This is a genomic window from Deinococcus sp. LM3, from assembly GCF_002017875.1.
In the GTDB taxonomy this organism is placed as follows: Bacteria; Deinococcota; Deinococci; order Deinococcales; family Deinococcaceae; genus Deinococcus.
Map to the genome: position 1 here is coordinate 500,371 of NZ_MUFV01000001.1, position 18,681 is coordinate 519,051.

General features: G+C 71.3%; 19 protein-coding genes. 6 read left to right on the plus strand and 13 right to left on the minus strand.

The annotated features are described in order from the left end of the window. Window positions 1-15 precede the first annotated feature (15 nt). The gene (trxA, locus tag BXU09_RS02310; protein ID WP_078300356.1) at window positions 16-366 is read left to right on the plus strand and encodes a thioredoxin; all 351 of its coding nucleotides are present in this window, start codon (window positions 16-18) and stop codon (window positions 364-366) included. 158 nt (window positions 367-524) lie between these two features. On the opposite strand, the gene BXU09_RS02315 is transcribed toward trxA, so the two are convergent. Next, window positions 525-1,091, minus strand: a complete 567-nt coding sequence (locus BXU09_RS02315) for an alpha/beta hydrolase (protein WP_078300358.1) — start codon at window positions 1,089-1,091, stop codon at window positions 525-527. Between the two features lie 109 nt (window positions 1,092-1,200). Next, the gene (locus BXU09_RS02320; protein WP_078300359.1) at window positions 1,201-1,557 is read right to left on the minus strand and encodes a VOC family protein; all 357 of its coding nucleotides are present in this window, start codon (window positions 1,555-1,557) and stop codon (window positions 1,201-1,203) included. A gap of 25 nt (window positions 1,558-1,582) precedes the next feature. Between BXU09_RS02320 and BXU09_RS02325 the strand changes: the two genes are divergently transcribed. The 3 genes from BXU09_RS02325 (at window position 1,583) to BXU09_RS02335 (ending at window position 4,200) form a co-directional block, all read left to right on the plus strand. Continuing rightward, window positions 1,583-2,260 carry a hypothetical protein gene (locus BXU09_RS02325; protein ID WP_240500945.1) on the plus strand — a complete coding sequence of 226 codons (678 nt, stop codon included), beginning with the start codon at window positions 1,583-1,585 and terminating at the stop codon, window positions 2,258-2,260. A 51-nt stretch (window positions 2,261-2,311) separates the two neighbouring features. Beyond that, complete coding sequence (locus BXU09_RS02330) at window positions 2,312-3,349, plus strand: aldo/keto reductase (protein WP_078300361.1); 1,038 nt, start codon at window positions 2,312-2,314, stop codon at window positions 3,347-3,349. Between the two features lie 104 nt (window positions 3,350-3,453). Next, complete coding sequence (locus tag BXU09_RS02335) at window positions 3,454-4,200, plus strand: chlorite dismutase family protein (RefSeq protein WP_078304611.1); 747 nt, start codon at window positions 3,454-3,456, stop codon at window positions 4,198-4,200. Between the two features lie 72 nt (window positions 4,201-4,272). Here BXU09_RS02335 and BXU09_RS02340 read toward each other — a convergent pair whose 3' ends face one another. The 8 genes from BXU09_RS02340 to BXU09_RS02375 all read right to left on the minus strand — a co-directional run bounded on the left by BXU09_RS02340 (window position 4,273) and on the right by BXU09_RS02375 (window position 11,548). Continuing rightward, window positions 4,273-4,953, minus strand: a complete 681-nt coding sequence (locus tag BXU09_RS02340) for a response regulator transcription factor (protein ID WP_078300362.1) — start codon at window positions 4,951-4,953, stop codon at window positions 4,273-4,275. Further along, window positions 4,950-5,978: a DUF4097 family beta strand repeat-containing protein gene (locus tag BXU09_RS02345; protein WP_240500948.1), complete on the minus strand. Its 1,029-nt coding sequence runs from the start codon at window positions 5,976-5,978 to the stop codon at window positions 4,950-4,952. Before BXU09_RS02345 ends, BXU09_RS02340 begins: the two co-directional genes overlap by 4 nt. Continuing rightward, entirely contained in the window at window positions 5,975-7,738 is a 1,764-nt protein-coding gene (locus BXU09_RS02350; protein WP_078300364.1) for a sensor histidine kinase, read from the minus strand. The genes BXU09_RS02345 and BXU09_RS02350 overlap by 4 nt, the downstream gene beginning before the upstream one ends. Before the next feature lie 147 nt (window positions 7,739-7,885). Continuing rightward, a complete protein-coding gene (locus tag BXU09_RS02355; RefSeq protein ID WP_078300365.1) occupies window positions 7,886-8,671 on the minus strand; it encodes a BON domain-containing protein in 786 nt (261 codons plus the stop codon). Next, a complete protein-coding gene (locus tag BXU09_RS02360) occupies window positions 8,643-10,331 on the minus strand; it encodes a M1 family metallopeptidase (protein WP_240500951.1) in 1,689 nt (562 codons plus the stop codon). Before BXU09_RS02360 ends, BXU09_RS02355 begins: the two co-directional genes overlap by 29 nt. A 13-nt stretch (window positions 10,332-10,344) precedes the next feature. Then, window positions 10,345-10,821 carry an NUDIX hydrolase gene (locus tag BXU09_RS02365; protein WP_055362805.1) on the minus strand — a complete coding sequence of 159 codons (477 nt, stop codon included), beginning with the start codon at window positions 10,819-10,821 and terminating at the stop codon, window positions 10,345-10,347. A 29-nt stretch (window positions 10,822-10,850) separates the two neighbouring features. After that, entirely contained in the window at window positions 10,851-11,264 is a 414-nt protein-coding gene (locus BXU09_RS02370; RefSeq protein WP_276205827.1) for a thioesterase family protein, read from the minus strand. Then, window positions 11,261-11,548: a ribosome-binding factor A gene (locus BXU09_RS02375; protein WP_055362806.1), complete on the minus strand. Its 288-nt coding sequence runs from the start codon at window positions 11,546-11,548 to the stop codon at window positions 11,261-11,263. Before BXU09_RS02375 ends, BXU09_RS02370 begins: the two co-directional genes overlap by 4 nt. Window positions 11,549-11,833: 285 nt before the next feature. On the opposite strand from BXU09_RS02375, the gene BXU09_RS02380 reads away from it, so the two are divergent. Continuing rightward, entirely contained in the window at window positions 11,834-12,229 is a 396-nt protein-coding gene (locus BXU09_RS02380) for a hypothetical protein (protein ID WP_078300367.1), read from the plus strand. 24 nt (window positions 12,230-12,253) lie between these two features. On the opposite strand, the gene BXU09_RS02385 is transcribed toward BXU09_RS02380, so the two are convergent. From BXU09_RS02385 to BXU09_RS02395, 3 genes are all read right to left on the minus strand, one after another. Beyond that, the gene (locus tag BXU09_RS02385) at window positions 12,254-13,588 is read right to left on the minus strand and encodes a LysM peptidoglycan-binding domain-containing protein (RefSeq protein WP_078300368.1); all 1,335 of its coding nucleotides are present in this window, start codon (window positions 13,586-13,588) and stop codon (window positions 12,254-12,256) included. An 88-nt stretch (window positions 13,589-13,676) separates the two neighbouring features. Then, window positions 13,677-14,159 carry a hypothetical protein gene (locus BXU09_RS02390; protein ID WP_078300370.1) on the minus strand — a complete coding sequence of 161 codons (483 nt, stop codon included), beginning with the start codon at window positions 14,157-14,159 and terminating at the stop codon, window positions 13,677-13,679. Window positions 14,160-14,223: 64 nt separating this feature from the next. After that, complete coding sequence (locus BXU09_RS02395; RefSeq protein WP_078300371.1) at window positions 14,224-16,362, minus strand: vWA domain-containing protein; 2,139 nt, start codon at window positions 16,360-16,362, stop codon at window positions 14,224-14,226. Window positions 16,363-16,643: 281 nt separating this feature from the next. Between BXU09_RS02395 and BXU09_RS02400 the strand changes: the two genes are divergently transcribed. Then, window positions 16,644-18,662, plus strand: coding sequence for a DNA gyrase subunit B (locus tag BXU09_RS02400; protein ID WP_078300373.1), 2,019 nt, complete (start codon window positions 16,644-16,646; stop codon window positions 18,660-18,662). Window positions 18,663-18,681: the final 19 nt, after the last annotated feature.

An 18,681-nucleotide genomic window follows, 5' to 3' on the forward strand; every position in this document is an offset into this window, starting at 1 on the left:
CGTATAGTGACTGGCATGAAGCCTGTGGAACTCACGGACAGCAATTTTAACGACGAGATCGCCAGCGGCCTGACCCTGGTGGACTTCTGGGCCCCCTGGTGCGGACCGTGCCGCATCATCGCGCCCGTCATCGAGGAACTCGCCGGGCAGTACGAGGGCCGCGTCAAGATCGGTAAGGTCAACGTCGACGAGAACCCCGTCACGCAGGGCCAGTACCGCGTCATGAGCATCCCCACCCTGATCCTGTTCAAGGACGGCCAGCCCGTCGAGGGCGTCGTGGGTGCCCAGCCCAAACGCGCCTTCGAGACGCTGCTCGACAAGCACCTCACCCCGGCCGACAAAGCCGCCGCCCAGCCCAGCGTCTGAGCACCACCCACCCGCACTGAACCCTCAGTGCAACCTCCAGTAAGAAGGGCCGCCCCGGTCAACCCGGCAGGTGGCCCTTTCTCCTGTGTCGGCGCCGGTCCACAAAGGAAGCGGCCCGACGGCAGCCCCTGTGAGTCGGACCTCTGTAGGTCGGAACGTCAGAGGCGCACGATGTCCGGCGGCGTCCAGGCGTGCAGCGCCTCGCCCAGCAGCACCTCGCCGTCGGACCAGTCGCCGTGACCACTGGCGACGTTGATGTGACCCGCCTCACCGGCCGAGATGAACTCGGCGTCCCAGGCTTCCGCGAAGGCCTGCGCCCGCTCGAAGCTGGCGAAGGGGTCGTTCTCGCTGGCGACCACCAGCGCCGGGAACGGCAGGGGCTGCGTGGGCACGGGGGCCATGTCCGCCACCGCCGGGTACTCGTCGAACGCCCGGTCCGCGTCGGTCGGGCCGACCAGCAGCGCGCCCTTCACCCGCTCGTGCCCGCCCGTCAGGGCCGCCCAGTGGACGATGGTCAGCACCCCACACGAGTGCCCCACCAGCACCAGATCACCCGGCGTCGCCTCGATGACCTCCTGAAGCCGCTGCGACCACGCCGCCGGGGTCGGGCGGTCCGGGTCGTCCTGCCGCACGCGCGCCGCGCCGAACTTCTCGGTCCACAGGGACTGCCAGTGTTCCGGGCCGCTGTCCCCCAGGCCCGGCACGATCACGATGGTCGGTGTCATGGGTTCAGGCTAGCGCCTGGTTGATGGTTGATGGTTGATGGTCAAGAGCATGGGCGCGGCGTGCCCGACTCCGTCAGGCCCCATCCACTCCCTCCTTCCTGCAACCCCCTCACGCCTCCAGAAGTTCGACCTGCCGTCCGTCGGGGTCCTGCACGAAGGCCATGTCGCGGCCGCCGGGGCTGGGTTGCAGGTCGCGGGTGACGGTGACGCCGCTGGCGCGCAGGGTGGGCAGCAGGGCGCGCAGGCCGGTGACGTGCAGGGCGATGTGTTCGGCCCAGTGGGGGTGCGGGGCGGGGGCCTGCTCCGGGATCTGGAAGAACTGGAGGCGGCCCTCCCCGAGGCGCAGGACGGCGCGGCGGTAACCCTCGGGGGTGGTGAGGTTCTTCTCGGTGGTCGCGCCGAGCGCCTCGTAGAAGGCGACGGTGGCGTTCAGGTCGCGGGTCAGGAAGGAGACGTGTTTCAGCATGCGGTCAGGGTATACGCTGGGCGGCATGATGCCTGCCGCGCTGGACAGGGCCGGGCCGCCGTGGACGCTGCGGGGGGCCGGGCTGGTCGCGGTGTTCGCCGGGCGGGGCGTGCTGATGCTGGTGCGGTACGCGTCGTCGCCGGTGGGGCCGTATGACGAGCTGTTGTGGGCCGAGGTGCGTGGCAGTCCGGTGGGGCGGCGCCCGCAGGTGACGCGGATCGTGGTGAGCACGGAGGCCAGCGTGGTGTGGGGCCGCCGGAACTGGGGCATTCCGAAGGAACTCGCGTCGTTCGGGTGGTCGGGTGCCGGGCTGGTTGGCGGGCCGGACGGCTGGCGTGGCGAGGGTGGGCAGGTGCGGGTCACGGGGGCCGGGGGTGAGATGCTGGCGCACCTGGGATTCCGGGCGGGCGGGCCGCGCCTGCCGGTGTGGACGGGGGTGGTGCCGGGGGCGTGGCGGACGCTGGCCCAGCCGGACCTGACGCCGGACCCGGACGCCGCAGGCCCGCGCGGGACGCCACTGTCCACCGTGCTGACCACCGTGCAGGCGCGCGGGCGGGTGCAGGCGGCTCGCCTGAGCGCAGCGCAGGGCGCGTTTCATCCGGCCCTGATGGATTCGCGGCCGCTGCTGACGCTGGCGGCCCCGGAATTCCGGATGGTGTTCCCGGTGCCGCGCGTGGTCCGGTCAGACGGGCGGCCTGCCTGACCGGTCGTTCGGGGTCATCCTTCCCCGGCGCGCGGTGACATAGTGCCGGTCATGGAATACCGCAAGTTGCAGGGCACCGACCTGACCGTCAGCGCGGTCGGGTTTGGCGTGTGGACGGTCGGCACGACCTGGTGGGGCGTCAAGGACGAGGAGATGGGGAGGGGGCTGCTGCGCCGGGCCTTCGATCTGGGCGTCACGTTCTTCGACAACGCGGACACGTACGCGTCGGGCCGCGCCGAGGAGCTTCAGCGTGAGGCGCTGGGCGGCGTGCGCGATCAGATCGTGATCGGCACGAAGTTCGGGTACGACATCTACAACCACCCGGACCGTCCGGGGCAGCAGGAGCGTCCGCACGACTGGACGCCCGCTTACCTGCGAAAGGCGCTGGAAGGCAGCCTGAAACGCCTGGGTACCGATTACATCGACTACTACCAGTTGCACAACCCGCGCATGGACGCCGTGCTGAACGACGACCTGTGGGCCGAACTGGACCGCGCCAAGTCCGAGGGGCTGATCCGCGCGTACGGCACGGCGCTGGGGCCGGCGCTGAACGAACGGCAGATCGAGGAAGGCATTGCCAGCGTCCGGGACCGCCGCGCGCCCACGCAGATCATCTACAACCTCCTCGAGCAGATGCTGGGCGAGGCGATCCTCCCGGCGGGCGAGGCGGCGGGGGTGGGCGTGATGGCCCGCGTGCCGCACGCCTCCGGGCTGCTGGAGGGGTACATGACGCTGGACACCGAGTTCGAGCCCGGTGACCACCGCAACTGGCGCATGACCACCAACGCCCGCCGCAAGGCCTGGATGGAGGACGGCCTGAAGAAGGTCGAGCAGCTTCAGGCGCAGTTCGTGGAGGGTCATGGCCGCACGATCGGGCAGCTGGCCATCCAGTTCGCGCTGCGTTCCCCGGTCATGGCGAGCGTCCTGCCGAACATCTACTCGGCGCAGAACCTCGAGGAGTACGCCGCGACCTTCGACGCCGCGCCGCTGACCGACGAGGAATTCGGCGCGATTCAGGCGCTGTACCGGGAGAACTTCGGCCTGACGCACGACCTGCGCGGCGAGGTTGTCGCGGGAGGCGCCAGGTGAGCGGCCGTCCTGACAGCATCGGTCCCGAAGGCACCCGCCCGGAAGGGGCGATGCCCGCCGAGACGGGAGCGCCCGCGCCCGCCGCGCGTCCGGGCCGCCCGAAGATGATGGTGGACCTCGACCCGAGCGGTCAGGTGACGGGCCGCGAGGCCGACCGCGCCAACCGGCAGTTCCTGAACTACGCGTTCTTCAAGCTGGACCCCGCCTTCCGGCGCCTGCCGCAGGCGGAACGCGACGAACTGAAGGCCGAGTTCCTCGCCGCCGCGAACGGCTGGGTGACCGACGCGCCCGCCGAGAAGGGCCTGATCCTGCGTCCGTACTCGCTGGTCGGCGTGCGCGGCGACGTGGACTTCATGCTGTGGCGCATCGCGTTCGACGTGCGCGACTTCCAGGAATCCCAGGCCCGTCTGAACCGCACGCGCCTGATGGGCTACCTGACGCAGCCGTACAACTTCATCTCCATGAACAAACGCAGCCAGTACGTGAACCGCGTGGAGGGCAGCGGGCACGGCCTGGAAATCCTGCCCGGCCAGGGTCAGTACCTGTTCATCTACCCGTTCGTGAAGACGCGCGCGTGGTACGACCTGACCCCGCACTCCCGCCAGGGCATGATGGACGAGCACATCAACGCCAGCGTGCCGTTCAAGGGCGTGCGCATCAACACCAGTTACTCGTACGGCATCGACGATCAGGAATTCGTGGTGAGCTTCGACAGCGACTACCCGCAGGAGTTCGTGGATCTCGTGCACCGCCTGCGCTACACCGAGGCGAGCATGTTCACGTTGCAGGACACCCCCATGTTCACCTGCGTGAAGAAGGACCTGAGCAGCGTGCTGGACGACCTGGGCTGACCGTCCGGGCGCAGCAAGCAGGGCAGGGGGGCACGCCATCACCGGGCGTCCCCCCTGCCCTGTCCGGCGTGGTTACAGGTCCACGCCGTCCAGGGTGGCCACGCCGTGTTTCAGGGCGTACAGCGCGGCCTGGGTGCGGCTGTCCAGGCCGAGTTTGCCCAGCAGGCGCGAGACGTGGGTTTTCACGGTGGCCTCGCTGACGTTCTGGTCGGTGGCGATGTCGCGGTTGCTGTAGCCGTGCGCGATCAGTTGCAGGACGATGGTTTCCTTGGGCGTGAGGCTCTCGCGCATCTCGCCGCCCCGGAAGTCCCGCACGAGGCGGCGGGCCGCTTCCGGGTGCAGGCGCACCTCGCCGCGCGCGGCGGCGTGGATGGCGTCGGCCAGGGTGTCCGACGAGGCGTCCTTGAGCATGTAGCTGATCGCGCCGGCCTCGATGGCGCCGTTCACCTTGTGTTCCTCCAGGGTGCTGGTCAGGGCGATCACCTCGGTGTCGGGGTGGGCGCGTTTCAGGGCGCGGGTGGCGGTAATGCCGTCCATGACGGGCATCATCAGGTCCATGATGACCACGTCGGGGTGCAGCGCGGCGACCTGCGTCAGGGCTTCCTCGCCGTTGGCGGCCTCGCCGATCACGTCGATGAGGGGGTCGAGGCCCAGGAACAGGCGCAGGCCCTGGCGGACGACCGCGTGGTCGTCGACCAGCAGGACGCGCACGGCAGGGCCGGAGGCCGCAGGGTCGGGGGTGGGGTGGGTCATGGGGTGTCCTCCAGGGGGGTCAGGGTGAAGTTGGCACGGGGGGCGTCCACGAACACGTCGAGGTCCGGCGCGAGCGAGGCGGGCGCGCCACGCGGCCAGGAGAGGGTGTCGCGGTCCGTGAACCGCACCCGGACCTTCAGGGCGGGCGGCAGGCGCAGGGTCACGTCGCCGCTCTGGGTGCGGATGTCGAGGTTCCCGCGCGTGAGGGGCGTGGCGGTCACGGTCAGGTCGCCGCTGGCGGTGGTCAGGGTGGCGCGGCCCGTGACGGTGGGCAGCGTGAGGCGCACGTCGCCGCTCTCGGTCCCCACACCCAGCGTCTGGGTGCGCATGGCGCTCAGGTCGAGCGTCTGGTCGCCGCTGGCGGTGTTCACGCGCAGCGCGTCGGGGGCCGAGCCGGGCGCGGCGCGGACGGTGACCTCGCCGCTGCGGGTCACGACACTGAGCGCCCCGGCGGGCCGGGCGGGCAGGTCGAGCGTCTGGTCGCCGTTGTCGCTGCGCAGGCTCAGGGTCCGCAGGCGCAGCGGCCCCAGGTCGGCGATGACATTCCCGCTGGTCGTGACGGCCGAGAGCGTGAGCGGCAGGTCCCGCGTGAGGCGCAGGTCGGCCGTGTGCTGCACCTGTTCCGGGCCGGTCACGATCACGCCGCCCCGGTCCAGCGGCTGGACGCGCAGGGACAGCGCGGCGTTCAGGGCGCGGCCCTGGCGGGTCACGTCGGCCTGCACGGGATTGCGGGCGCGGTGGTGAACGCGGCCCTGCACGGCCAGGGCGCTGCCGGCCGGCAGGGCTTCCAGCGTCAGGTTCACGCGGTCGCCGCTGAAGCTCAGGCCAGCCGTGCGGGCCAGGTCCAGCGGGAGCGGGCCGTCCAGGGGCACGCTGACGGGCGTGTCCAGCACGCTCATGCCGGGCGTGGGCTGCAGCGTGACGTTCTGCCACGCCAGCAGCCCGCCGCCCGCCACCAGCAGCAGCCCGGCCGCCATGCGGCCCAGGACCGGCAGCAGGGGCCGCGAGGGCGGAACGGTGGTCACGCGCCCTCCTCGCCCGCAGCGGCGACCGGCGCGGCCAGGGGCGCGGCGGCCGGGAGGGTCAGGGTGACGGCCGTGCCCTCTCCCGGCGCGGACTGCACGTGCAGGTGCCCGCCCGCCCCGGCGGCGCGCTCGCGCATGCTGCGTTGCCCCAGCGTGCCGCGCCCCTGCGCCTGCGGGTCGAAGCCGCGCCCGTCGTCCCGGACGGTCAGGGTCACGTGAGGGCCGTCCTGCACCAGCGACACCCACACCTGCGCGGCGCGGGCGTGCTTGACCACGTTGTGCAGCGCTTCCTGCGCCACGCGGTAGGCGGCGGCCTGCACGTCCGGCGCGAGGTCCGGTTCGCGGCGCAGCTCGGCGTGCACCTGCAGGCCGTGCCGGGCTTCCAGCGCGTGCGCGTGCTGCGTGAGCGCCGCGATCAGGCCGCCCTCCTCCAGCGCGTCCGGGCGCAGGCTGAACAGCAGCGCCTTCATCTCGGACACGCCGCCCTCCGCGAGCCGGATGGTGTAATCCAGGCTCTGGAGGGTCCGGGCCGGGTCGCGTTCCAGCGTGGCGCGCGCGGTCTTGGCGCCCAGCGTGATGCCGTACAGCGCCTGCGCGACGCTGTCGTGCAGTTCGCGGGCCAGCCGGGCGCGTTCCTGCTCTCCGGCCCGCGCGCCCGCCCGCTCGATCAGCTGCGCGGCGTGCAGCGCGGTCCCCGCGTGATCCGCGATGCTCAGCAGGAACGCCAGTTCGTCCGCGCCGGGCCGCACGCCCGGACGGTACCGGGCGCGCAGCGTGCCGCCCTCCAGCGTCCCGGCCGACGCGGGCAGCGACACCGGCAGGACAGCCAGCAGCCCACCATCCGGGAGGGGCAGCACGTTCGCCTCTCCCGGATGCGGCAGGGCCGTGTCCGGAGCGCTGGAGGGCGGCTCCGTGTCGCCCGCCCAGGGGTCCGAGACGCTCGAGGCCCGCAGCGTGCCATCCGGGGCGTGCAGCGTGACCTGCGCGGCCGTGCTGGCGGCGCAGGCCTGGGTGGTCAGGTCGGCCAGCGTGGCATTCAGGTCGTCGCCCAGCGCGACCCGCCCGGCGGCGCGGCGCAGGGCCACGACCTCACGCCGCGCCGCCTCGTCCCCGGCGTCCAGGGTCAGCAGCGCCGCCGTCAGGCGCGTCCACAGGCGGCCCATCAGGTTCAGGACGCCCGCCGCGACGATCAGCACCCCCAGACCGGCCAGCATCAGGCCCGCCACGGCCACCGGGCCCGGTTGCACCGTCCACTCGTTCCACACGACCGGCACGGCCGACCCCAGCGCCCAGCCCGGCGCGGCCAGCCCCAGCAGCGCCAGACTCAGCAGCGCGGCCAGCACCAGCCAGCACAGCACCCCCAGCGGCAGCTGCACCACGTGGAACAGCAGCGTGCGGTACGTGACCGGCGAGGACAGCTGCGCGCCCAGCCACGCCAGCACGCCCGCGTACGCGACCGGGGCGGGCCGCGCGAACCGCACGCCCAGCACGCCCGCCAGCCCCCGTTGCAGATCACCCAGCGTCCGGACCAGCCACACGGCCCCCAGCAGGGCCGGCGCGCCGATCAGCAGCGGCAGGGTCAGCAGGCCACCGGCGATCACCACCGTCAGCAGCGTGGCGACCAGCAGTCCGACCGGCAGGGTCAGCAGGACGTACGCGGCCGCGCGGTACGTGGTGGGATCGGTCAGGTCACGCAGCGGGCCGCCACGCACCCCGCGTGACCCGCCCGGTTCCCGCACCGCTCCCATGACCTTCATCATGCCGCGCAGCGTAGCGCCGCGCGGGCCGCACCTCGTCCCACCAAAGGGGGAGGTGGCGCCCGGCACGCGTCCGGCCGCCGCAGGGTGCGGCACGAACAGGCGGGCCGGTCCCCGTGAGGACCGACCCGCCCGGAAGGACGCTCCGGCTCAGCCGGGAATGCGGATCTTCTGCCCGACCTTGATCAGGTCCGGGTTGCTGATGTTGTTGAAGTGCGCGATCTTCCTGTACTCGGCGGCGTTGCCGTAGTACTTCTGCGCGATGGCGCCCAGGGTGTCGCCGGCCTTGACGGTGTACACGGTGTCGCCGGTGTCCTGGTCTTTTTCCTTCGCCAGTTCCTTGGCTCCGGCGGCGACCCGCAGGCCGCTGACATCCACGGACGCCACGCCCTGCACCTCGCGGGCCAGCTTCTCGGCGAGGCGTTTCTCGTGGTCGTTGTCCACCACGCCGCGCAGGATGACGCTCTTGCCGCTCTGCAGCACGTCGATGGGATCGTCGGCCAGTTCCACGTTGCCGCGCAGGGCCTTCAGGACGGCCTTGGCGACCCGGCTGTTGTCCTCGAACTCGGTGTCGTCGGCGCTGGCCGGGGCAGGGCTGGCCGGACGGGCGTTCAGATTCCCGGTCGTGGGCTGAATTTCCGGGGCGGTCGCCGGCGCGGTTTCCTGCACGGTCGCGGCCGGTGCCTGCGGGGCTGGCTGGGCCGGCGCGGCGACCTGTTGCTCGAAGGTCACGCCGCTGGTGTCGACGTTCTTGACTCCGTTGATACCCCCGGCGACCGCGTTGATCAGGCCCACGTACCGCTCGTTGGGGACCATGCCAGTCACGGAGACGGTGCCGCCACGTTCCTGCACCTGCAGACCCAGGTCTTTCAGGCGGGCCTGCTCGTTGATGGCGTCTTTGACTCGGTCAGCGGTGCTCTTTCCAAATGGCCACATGAGGGAAGCGTACACCGCCCGGCACAGGCAGTGTGAGATACCCCACGTTCCTTAAGGCAAAGTCAGGATTCCCTGAGCGTGGGGGCGTGATACGGATTCCGTTTGTTTCGCCGACAATCCGGGACTTCACCGGATTGCCAGCTCCACGTCCGGAACCCGTGTTGCTCCCACTCGCTTCGCTCGGATTGAATGGGCTTTGCAGCCCATTCAATCGGAGTCGGTATGAGGGCAGTTCCGGGGCCTCCACCCACTGCCGCAGAAGGACCGCCGCGCCGGGTCCGAGGGTACGGTGCACGTAGGCGAGCAGGTCGCCGGTGCCGACGACCGCCCCCGCCTCGCCCGCTGCGTACCCGCGCAGGAACCGCCGGAAGGCGGGATCACCGGCGTGCAGGCGCAGGGCGTGCAGGGCCAGCGCGCCGCGCTGGTAGGCGCTGGTGTCGAACATCTGGTCGGGGGTGACGGCAATCAGCGGACGGGTGCCGCGCCGCTGGAGGGTGGCGTGCCAGGCGTGCGCGAGGGCCTGTCCGTCCTGACCCTGGTGTTCGGCCCAGAGCAGTTCGGCGTACGTGGCGAAGCCCTCGTTCAGCCACACGTCGGACCAGTCGCGCAGCGCGACCGTGTTCCCGAACCACTGGTGGGCGGCCTCGTGCACGATCACGCGCTCGCTGCTGGACGTGACGGGCATGGTGGAGAGCGTCGCGGTTTCCAGGGCGGGCAGGCGGGCCGTGACGACCGCCGAGCCGTACGTGGCGAACGGGTACGGCCCGAACCAGTCGCTCAGGGCCTCCAGGATCTCGCCGGTGCGGCGGTAGGGGGCGCGCGCCGCGTCGGCCGTGCCGGGCGGAAAGTAGTCGCGGCGGGTGATCAGCGTTCCGCCGGGCCCCACGGGCACGCCCGGACTGTCCACGGCCTCCAGGGGGCCCAGGTGCACGGCCAGGGCGTAGGTGGGGATGGGCCGCGTCTGGTGGAAGGTGACGGTGTGCGCGCCGGGCGTGTCGGTCACCTGACCGCGAAAGCCGCTGGCGGCGGCGGTCGTGCCGGGCGGGACGGTCAGGGTGACGGTGAACGTGGCGGGGTCCGAGGGGTGATCGTTGACCGGCAGGAAGGTGCGGGTGCCGTCCGGTTCGCTGAACGCGAAGTTCGCGCCGCCTGCGGCGTTCAGGGGGTCCGGGACGGCCTGCCAGCCCAGCGTGAACGGAAAGACCGGGTCCGGCAGGACGCCCGCCAAGCCCGCGTAGCGCAGGGTCACGCGGGCCTCCTGACCGGCAGGCAGGGCGCGCAGGATCAGCAGCTTCCCGCCCGCGCGGTCCTGCCGGAACGGGACGGGCTGCCCGTCCCACAGGGCCGCGGTGACGGCCGGTCCCAGGAAATCCAGGCTGATCAGCGGCAGGGACTGTCGAGCGCGCAGGGTGGCGGTCACGTCGCCGCTGAGGGCGCGGGTGCCGGGCTGCGTGACGGTCAGGTGCACGTCGTAGTGCACGGCGTCCAGGCCCGCCTGCCCCAGCGTGGGGTACAGGGTGTCCCCCACCGGGCGGACCTGGGTGGCAGGGCTCGCTGCTGGAACGGTCTGCGCGGCGGCCAGGAACGGGGCGGGCAGCAGCATCGCGCCGACCAGCAGCCCGCCCCGGAGGGGGTTGGAGAAACGAACGACGGAATGCACCGGAAATCCGGGCCTAGATGGGGTAGTAAGCGCGGGGCTGGCCGCGCACGAAGTCGCGGGTGGGCACCCAGATCAGCGGGTTGCGTTCCTCGACCTCGGGGGGCGGGCCGTAACGGACGAGGGACTCGACCTGCTCGAACGGCACCCACTTGACGCCCACGACCTCGGGGTCGGTGGGGTCCAGTTCGCCGTGGAAGGTCGCGGTGAAGCGCCCGAAGATGGCGTAGCACTCGTTGCGGGTGCCGGGCAGCAGTTCGCCTTCGAGCAGGCTGACGAACATCAGGTCCGTGACGGTCAGGCCCGTCTCGTACAGCACCTGCCGCACGGCGGCGTCCCCGAGGGTCTCGCCGGCGTTGGCCTTGCCGCCGGGCAGGCCGTAGAAGATGCTGCCGTCGTCCATGCGTTCCTCGACCAGCAGCAGGTGCCCGTCGCGGATCAGGTACACGTGCGCGGCGCGCTTGATGGGCAGGGTGCGCGACAGGTTACTCATGTGAAGGGCAGTCTAGCGCGCCGGCCCGCTCAGGAGGGACGGGGTGAAGACAGCGCCGCGAGCACGTCGTCCGGCAGGCGGGCCGGGCGGTAGGCGTGATCGGTGGCGATGTGACGCGTCTCGCCCGTGGCGAGCAGTTCGTCGCCGCGCCGGACCTCGTACGTGAAGGTCAGGGTGCGGGAACGCACGGACGTGACGCGCGTCAGGACGTGCAGCGTGTCGTCGTAGCGGGCGGCGCGGCGGTACTCGACGTTCAGGCCCGAGAGCATCAGGTAGTACCCGCGCGCCTCGACCTCCCGGTACGGCAGGCCCAGGGCGTTCATCAGGTCCGTGCGCGCCACCTCGAACCACACCGGGTACGTGGCGTGATGCGCGACGCCCATGGCGTCCGTCTCGGCGTAGCGCACGCGGATGACCGTCAGGGACGGCTCGCCGGGGTTCACAGGATGGTGTCCGACGCGGCGTGGAATTCCAGGGTGGGCGTGCGGCGCAGTTTCACCTGATCCGCCACCTGCCGCTGCAGGTGCCCGCGTGCGCCGCGCAGCGCGTCGAGCAGCTCGTCCATGTCGCCGGTCATGGCGCTCACGTACACCCGCGCGATGCCGTAATCGCTGGTCACGCTGATGCGCTCGACGGTCACGATCATGGGCACGCGCGGGTCCCGCAGGCCCGAGATGGCCTCGCTGAGCACGCGGGTCAGCTGCGACTGAAGCTGTTCGGGTTTCATGCGCGCACCGGGGTGGCGGGCAGCCGGGAGAAGATCAACATCCCCGCATGGTAATACGGATCGCGCTCCTTCCCGCAGGCCCGTGCGGGTTTGAACGTTTCCGTAAGGGGCCGCGCGGCCGCCCTGATCCACGCGGCCAGCCGGTGGCCGCGGACCGGATCGGGAGGCGGTCACAGGACAGGCACGCTCCGGTCACGGGGGTCGGCGCAGGGTAACGGCACCCGCCTCACCCGGCAGCCGCGCAGGCGGCCCGGACCCTCTCACCGGGCGGGCAGGAGGAACCCCATGCGGAACCTGATCTCCCTTCTCCGTCTGCCGATCTCTGTGCGTCGGCTGCGCCCCGTACCGCTGCTGGTCGGCGCGGCCCTGTTCGCCGGATGCGGCGCGCCCGCACAGGGGCTGGCGTCCCTGACCACGTCCGGGGCAGTCCTCACGGGTGGACCGACCATGACGGGCCGGGTGGAAGTGCCCGGCACGCACGAGCAGGTGTGCGCTTCGCTGGAGGCGGACGGCTGGACGCTGGTCGCCGTGTCGTTCATGCACGGTGAGCGCCGTCACCTGTACCTGCTGACCGGCCCGGCCGGGCAGGCACAGTACGCGGTGGTGGGCGGCGTGTCGCCCGTGCAGGTCGACCTGTACGCAGGGTGGCCTGATCTGCCGCAGAGCGTCACCGCCCACTGACCTGATGGCGTGCGTGCGGCGGGGTCAGCGGGCGTAGCGGCGGCCGGTGTAGTCGGTGAAGACGCCAATGCCGTAACTGACCTTGCGGACACTGTCGAGCGCCGCCTGTCCGTTCCAGGCGATGCCGGTGGAGCTGCCGCCGTCGAGCAGCAGGGCGTCCCGGATGCCCAGGCGGGCCATGACGCGGCCCATCTCGGTGGTCGTGAGTTTCATGTGGGTGCTGACGAGCACGAGGTCGCGGTTGCTGATCAGGCCGATGGCGCTGCGGGCCGCGCGGCCGAACAGGGCCGGGTCGCGGAACGCGGCGCTGTAACGCGTGATCAGTTGCCCGCCGCTCAGGATGCGGGGTCCGGTCGCCACGACCGTCTCCATGCCGGCCCAGGTGGTGTCCAGGGGGCGCAGCAGCAGCGGGGTGGTGCTGGCGCGGATGGTGGCGCGGTTGTCGGGCGTGATGGCCAGCGCCATCGGAATGCGGCCCCAGGTGAGCATGCGGCCCTGCATGACGATGTCCCCGGCGGGCGCGTACGTCTGCGGGTGAAAGTACGACCCGTTGATGACGACCTTCGCGCCGCTGTTGCGGGCCAGCTGGCTGACGCGCGCGCCGCTGCCGAACGCGGCGCGCGGACTGGCCAGGACCGGCGCGACCAGCGTGTCGCGGTGCCGCAGGTCCACGTTCGCGATCCGGACCGGGACGTTCAGCGGGGACAGGCGTTTGAAACTGACGGGCGCACGCACCGGGCGGGGCGGGATCGGGACCGGCACGCGGCTCGGGACAAGCAGTTTCCGGCCCGGCACGATCAGGCGGGCGGTGTTCAGGCCGTTCAGGCGGCGCAGATGATCGACGCTCAGGCGGTAGCGGGCGGCGAAGCGGGTGGGCGTGTCCCCGGCCGCCATGCGCACGTAGCGGTACACGACCCGGACCTCGGTGGTGGGGGCCGGGGCGGGACGGGCGCTGCGGGCCGGGATCTTCAGGACCTGACCCGTGCGGATGACGCTGCTGCTCAGGCTATTCCCGGCTTTCAGGGCAGAGACGCTCACGCCGTAGCGGCGCGCGATCAGGCTCAGGGTGTCGCCCCTCTTCACGGTGTGCCGCCGGGCAGCAGAAGTGGCGGCGGGAGCGGCGGCAGAAACGGAAGCGCTTCCGCTCAGGCGAAGCACCTGCCCGGCGCGGATCACGTCGCCCTTCAGGCCGTTCGCGGCGCGCAGGGCGGCCACGCTGGTGCCGGTGCGGGTGGCGATGCGGTACAGCGTATCCCCGGCGCGGACCGTGACGGTGCGCGGAGCACTGGCCGCCAGCGCAGGGCCGGCGGGACCAGTCAGGCCGAGGAGAATCAGGAACAGCAGGGAGGTTCGGCGCATGACGTCCCACCTGACCACAGTTGTGTCGGCCCAGTATGAAGCGGGCCTGACGCGACGTTCATGCCGGACCCGCCCGCCGGGGGGCCGTTCAGGTACCGGGGGTGCTGCCGGGGAACACCGCGACCCGCCCGATCATGAACGCGCAACCGTACAGGAACAGTGTGGCGACCGGCAGGAACCGCAGCCCCTCCTGGTGCTCGATCAGGCGTCCACGGACCAGCACTTCCAAGACGTACAGGCTGAGCAGGCAAAAAGCCACGTACATCCAGTGTTCCCAGTTGCGGCTGGGGTCGGGCAGGAAGCCATAGCGCGTGGCGCCGTTGCCGGCGTCAGTAGCGCTGGCGACCTTCAGGCCGCCCAGGGCCAGCAGGATGCCAGTCACGCCCGGCAGCAGCAGGGTCACCCAGGTCAGGCGCAGCCAGATCAGGAAGGGGATGTCCACGCGGCCCCGGATGGCCGGAACGAGACTCCAGACGGTCAGGATCAGGCACGCGACGGTCAGCGGGGTTGAGAGAAAGAGGCCCACCGGCGTGTCGAACCGGACGTTGTGAATGAGACGGATCAGCTCCATGCCAGCAGCGTATCGCGGCGGGGAGTGGGCGGGCGTCCCCGCCTCCCCTCCCCTGTCAACCCTGTCAGCCCAGGAAGTCCACGACGGCGTGCGGGGGCAGGGGCGTGCCGGGCGTCAGGACGGTGTTCTCGCCGGCGACGCGCAGTTGCAGGGTGTCCGGGGCGTGCAGCAGCAGCAGGTCGCGGCCACTGAGGCTGACGCTCAGACCCTCCAGGGCGGGGGCGCGCAGGGTCTCGCCGAGGTCGGTGACGGGCGCGTGGACGCGCAGGGCGTGCTCGCCGTACGGGCCGCGCACGTGCAGGACGGGACCGCGGCTGTGCAGGGCGAGGGGAAGGCCCAGCCCGGCCAGACTGCCGAGGGTGGGATGCGGAGCGCGGGACCGCCGGGCGACCGCCACGCCCAGCAGGGTGCCGGGGCGCACGACGTCGCCGGGGTTGAGCAGGCGGGTGCCCTGGCTGATTTCCAGGTCCGGCGGGAAGCGCAGGATGCGCAGGCCGTCGCGGTGCTGTTCGGCGCGCAGGCCGCTCAGGTGCGGCACGCGGGCCATCTGCCCCAGGTCGAAGGGGCCGCCCAGGGGGGTGGGCACGCTGCTGACCTCGCCGTCCGCGCCGACCAGGGCCAGGGTGCGGTCGTCGCGGTACTCCAGACCCTCGACGGGTGTGGGCGGCGCGGGGCGGGCCGGGCGGGCGGGCGGGATGGGTGCGCGCGTGCGGGCGCGCCAGCCGAGCAGCAGCGCGCCGGCCAGCGCCAGCGCGACCAGCCAGATCAGCGCGGCGGGAAGCGGCGCGGGGCGGGACCCTGCGGGCGGGGCGGGGTCCGTGGGGGGAGCCGGGGAGGTGGGCGGCGGTGTGGTCGGCGGGGTGGTCGGCGGCGCGGCCAGTGGGGTGGGCGGCAGGCGTCCCCCGGCCGCGCCGGTCAGGGTGGGCAGCGCCTGCGCGGGCAGGCCCGGAATGAGCAGGGTGGGCGTGACGCTCTGACCGGCCGGGAGGCCCAGGCCCGTGAACTGCACGCTCAGTTCGCGGCCGCCGGGCAGGGCGCGCACCTCGGCGCGCAGGCCGCCCGCACCCGTGACGCTCGCCTGATCGAGCGGCAGGCCGGGCGCGGCGCGGTAACGCAGGGTGGCGTGCTCGCCGGCTTTCAGGGTGCGGTCCTCGCCGGGGTTCAGCCAGGTCAGGAGGGGGGCGGTGCCGGTCAGGCGCAGCAGCACGCGGCGGGCGCGGGGGGCCACCTGCCCCGCCGCCTCGCTGGGCGGGGCGCACAGCAGCGCGGCCGCTCCGGCCTGCACGGGTCCGGTCAGGGTCAGGCTCTCCGGGCCGGCCGGGGCGGCGTTCAGTCGCAGGTTCCGCGCGCCGGGGCTGACCGCGAGGGTCAGGGGCGTGCCGGGCGGGAAGGCGGCGCCCGCCGCGGCGGGGTCCGTGACGGTCAGCAGGCCGCCTTCCAGTCCGGTGCCGGCGGCCGTCCGGCCGGTCAGGTCGGGAATGCGGCCCAGCGGGAGGGTCAGGCCGCTGGCGTAGTCGCTGCCCTCCAGGGCGGCGCGGGCGGCGGCGGGAATGTCGGTGCCGAGCGCCACGTAGTGCAGCCGGTCCAGGGGGCCGCGGGCGGTGAAAGCGTCCAGGGCGGCCTGCGCGGCCCCGGCCGTGGCGGCGCTATCGTTGTCGATGCCGTCGGTCAGGACGAACACGGTGGTCAGGGTGTCCGGCTGCCGGGTCAGGGGGGTCAGCGCGGCCCGGAGGCTGCGGTACAGGTAGGTGTTGTTACCGTCGGCGCGGGTGGCGGTTAGCGCGGCCGTCCAGTTGGGGTTGCGGGCGGGGTCGCTGAAGGTGCGGCGGGTGCGCAGGCCGCCGTCGAAGGTGATCAGGGTCAGTTCGTCCGGGGTGCGGACCTGCACGTACCGGGCGACGCTGGCCTTGACCTGCTCGAAGATGTCGGCGCGTCCGTCGCCCAGCCCGCGCATGCTGCCGCTGGTGTCCAGCACGATCACGGCGCGGGTGCGGGTGGGCAGCGGTTCACCCGGCAGGGCGCAGATCGGCTGGGCCGGTGCTCCCTGCGGGGGCTGCGCGGGCTGCGCTGGCTGGGCGCTGTGCGCGGCTGGGTTCAGGAGCAGGCCGGTCAGCAGCAGGGCGGTCAGTGGCCGGGAACGCCCCGGCTGGCCGGCCGGTGGCGGGGCGGTGATCGGGGCTGTGATCTGGGAGGCGCGGTCCATTCGTGCCGTATTTTGACGCTTCCGGAGGCGGGGGCAGCGGCGCGTCCCGTGAGGGTGGGCGGCACCTGGGGGCCGGAGTGCCTGCTGCACGGCGTTTCGGTGGCTGGCAGGGCGGTCGGACTTTGCCGCCGTATTACGTTATAAACGTAAAATATTTGACCCTTTTCAACCGCAGTAGTATACTGGACAGACCCGGAAGGCGCCCCACAACGCGCGCCCCACCACCTCACCACCACACACACCAGCGCCGGCCCCACCGGGAGCCGCGCCCCAGGAGCCCCATGACCCAGATCGACGACCCCGTCAACGCCCCCGTGCAGGACATCACCACCAGCGCCGGCCCCAGCGCCGACTACACCGCCGCCGACATCAGCGTCCTGGAAGGCATGGACGCCGTCCGCAAACGCCCCGGCATGTACGTCCAGGGCGGCACCGGCATCGACGGCTACCACCAGCTCCTGACCGAAATCATCGACAACGGCATCGACGAGGGCCTCGCCGGATTCGCCGACGAAATCCACGTCATCCTGCACGCCGACGGCGCCGCCACCGTCACCGACAACGGCCGCGGCATCCCCATCGACATCATGCAGAGCAAGGGCCGCCCCGCCATCGAAGTCATCTTCAGCGAACTGCACGCCGGCGGCAAATTCGGCCAGGGCGCCTACAAGGTCAGCGGCGGCCTGCACGGCGTCGGCAGCACCGTCGTCAACGCCCTGAGCACCTACCTCGACGTGACCGTCAACAAACACGGCCACCTGCACAACATCCGCTTCGAAAAAGGCCTGCTCGTCAAACCCCTGCGCGACGAAGGCCCCACCCCCACGGACATCACCTGGGCCACCCGCGTCACCTTCCACCCGGACCCCAGCATCTTCAAAGAATTCGACAACCAGTTCAACTACGACCGCATCCGCAACCGCCTGCGCGAACTCGGCTACCTGACCGGCCTGAAAATCGTCATCCGCGACGAACGCACCGAACTGCACGCCGGACAGATCAAGGAAGAAACCTTCCACGAGAAAGGCGGCGTCGCCAACTTCGCCCGCGCACTCGTCACCGACGACAGCAAACTCCTGTACGACCAGCCCATCGTCATGCGCGGCAAGCACAGCGACGTGGAAGTCGAAGTGGCGTTCATCCACGCCAACACCTACGCCAGCGACAACATCCTCACGTACGCCAACATGATCCGCACCCGCGACGGCGGCACCCCGCTGACCGGCTTCAAGACCGCGTACACCCGCATCCTGAACAAGTACGCCCGCGACAAGAACATGATCAAAGCCGGGAACCCCGTCCCCAGCGGCGACGACCTCCTCGAAGGCATCTACTGCGTCGTCAGCGTCAAACTCGGCGACCCCCAGTTCGAATCGCAGGCCAAGGTCAAACTCCTGAACAGCGAAGCGCAGACCGCCGTGAACGCCGTCGTCGGCGAGAAATTCGCTGAATTCCTCGAAGAGAACCCCAAAGTCGGCAAGACCATCGTCGAGAAAGCCGCCGAAGCCGCCCGCGCCCGCGAGGCCGCCCGCAAGGCCCGCGACATCGTCCGCCGCAGCAACCCCCTGGAAAACGACGACCTGCCCGGCAAACTCGCCGACTGCAGCAGCCAGGACCCCGCCGAAAGCGAACTGTTCATCGTCGAAGGCATCAGCGCCGGCGGCAGCGCCAAGGGCGGCCGCGAACGCCGCTTCCAGGCGATCCTGCCCCTGCGCGGCAAGATCCTGAACGTCGAAAAAGCCGAACTGAACAAGATCCTCAAAAACGCCGAGATCCGAGCCCTGATCGGCACCATCGGCGCCGGCGTCGAAGGCACCGGCGACCGCATGCACTTCGACCTCACCAACCTCCGCTACCACAAGATCATCATCATGACCGACGCCGACATGGACGGCGGCCACATCGCCACGCTGCTCCTGACCTTCTTCTACCGCTACATGCGACCCATCGTCGAAGCCGGCTACCTCTACATCGCCCAGCCTCCCCTGTACCGCATCATGATCGGCCGCGAAAAGAAAGGCACCTACCTCTACGACAACGACGCCCTGAAAGTCGCCGTCGCCCAGGCCAACCGCGAAGGCAAAAAGTACGACATCCAACGCTTCAAAGGCCTCGGCGAGATGAACGCCGACCAGCTCTGGGACACCACCATGAACCCCGAAACCCGCGTCCTCAAACGCGTCGGCATCGAAGACCTCATCGTCGCCAACGAAGTCTTCGAGAACCTCATGGGCACCGAAGTCGCCCCCCGCAAAGTCTTCATTCAGGAAAACGCGAGGTTCGCCGAAATCAGCGTGTAACCATTCACCACTGAGAGTG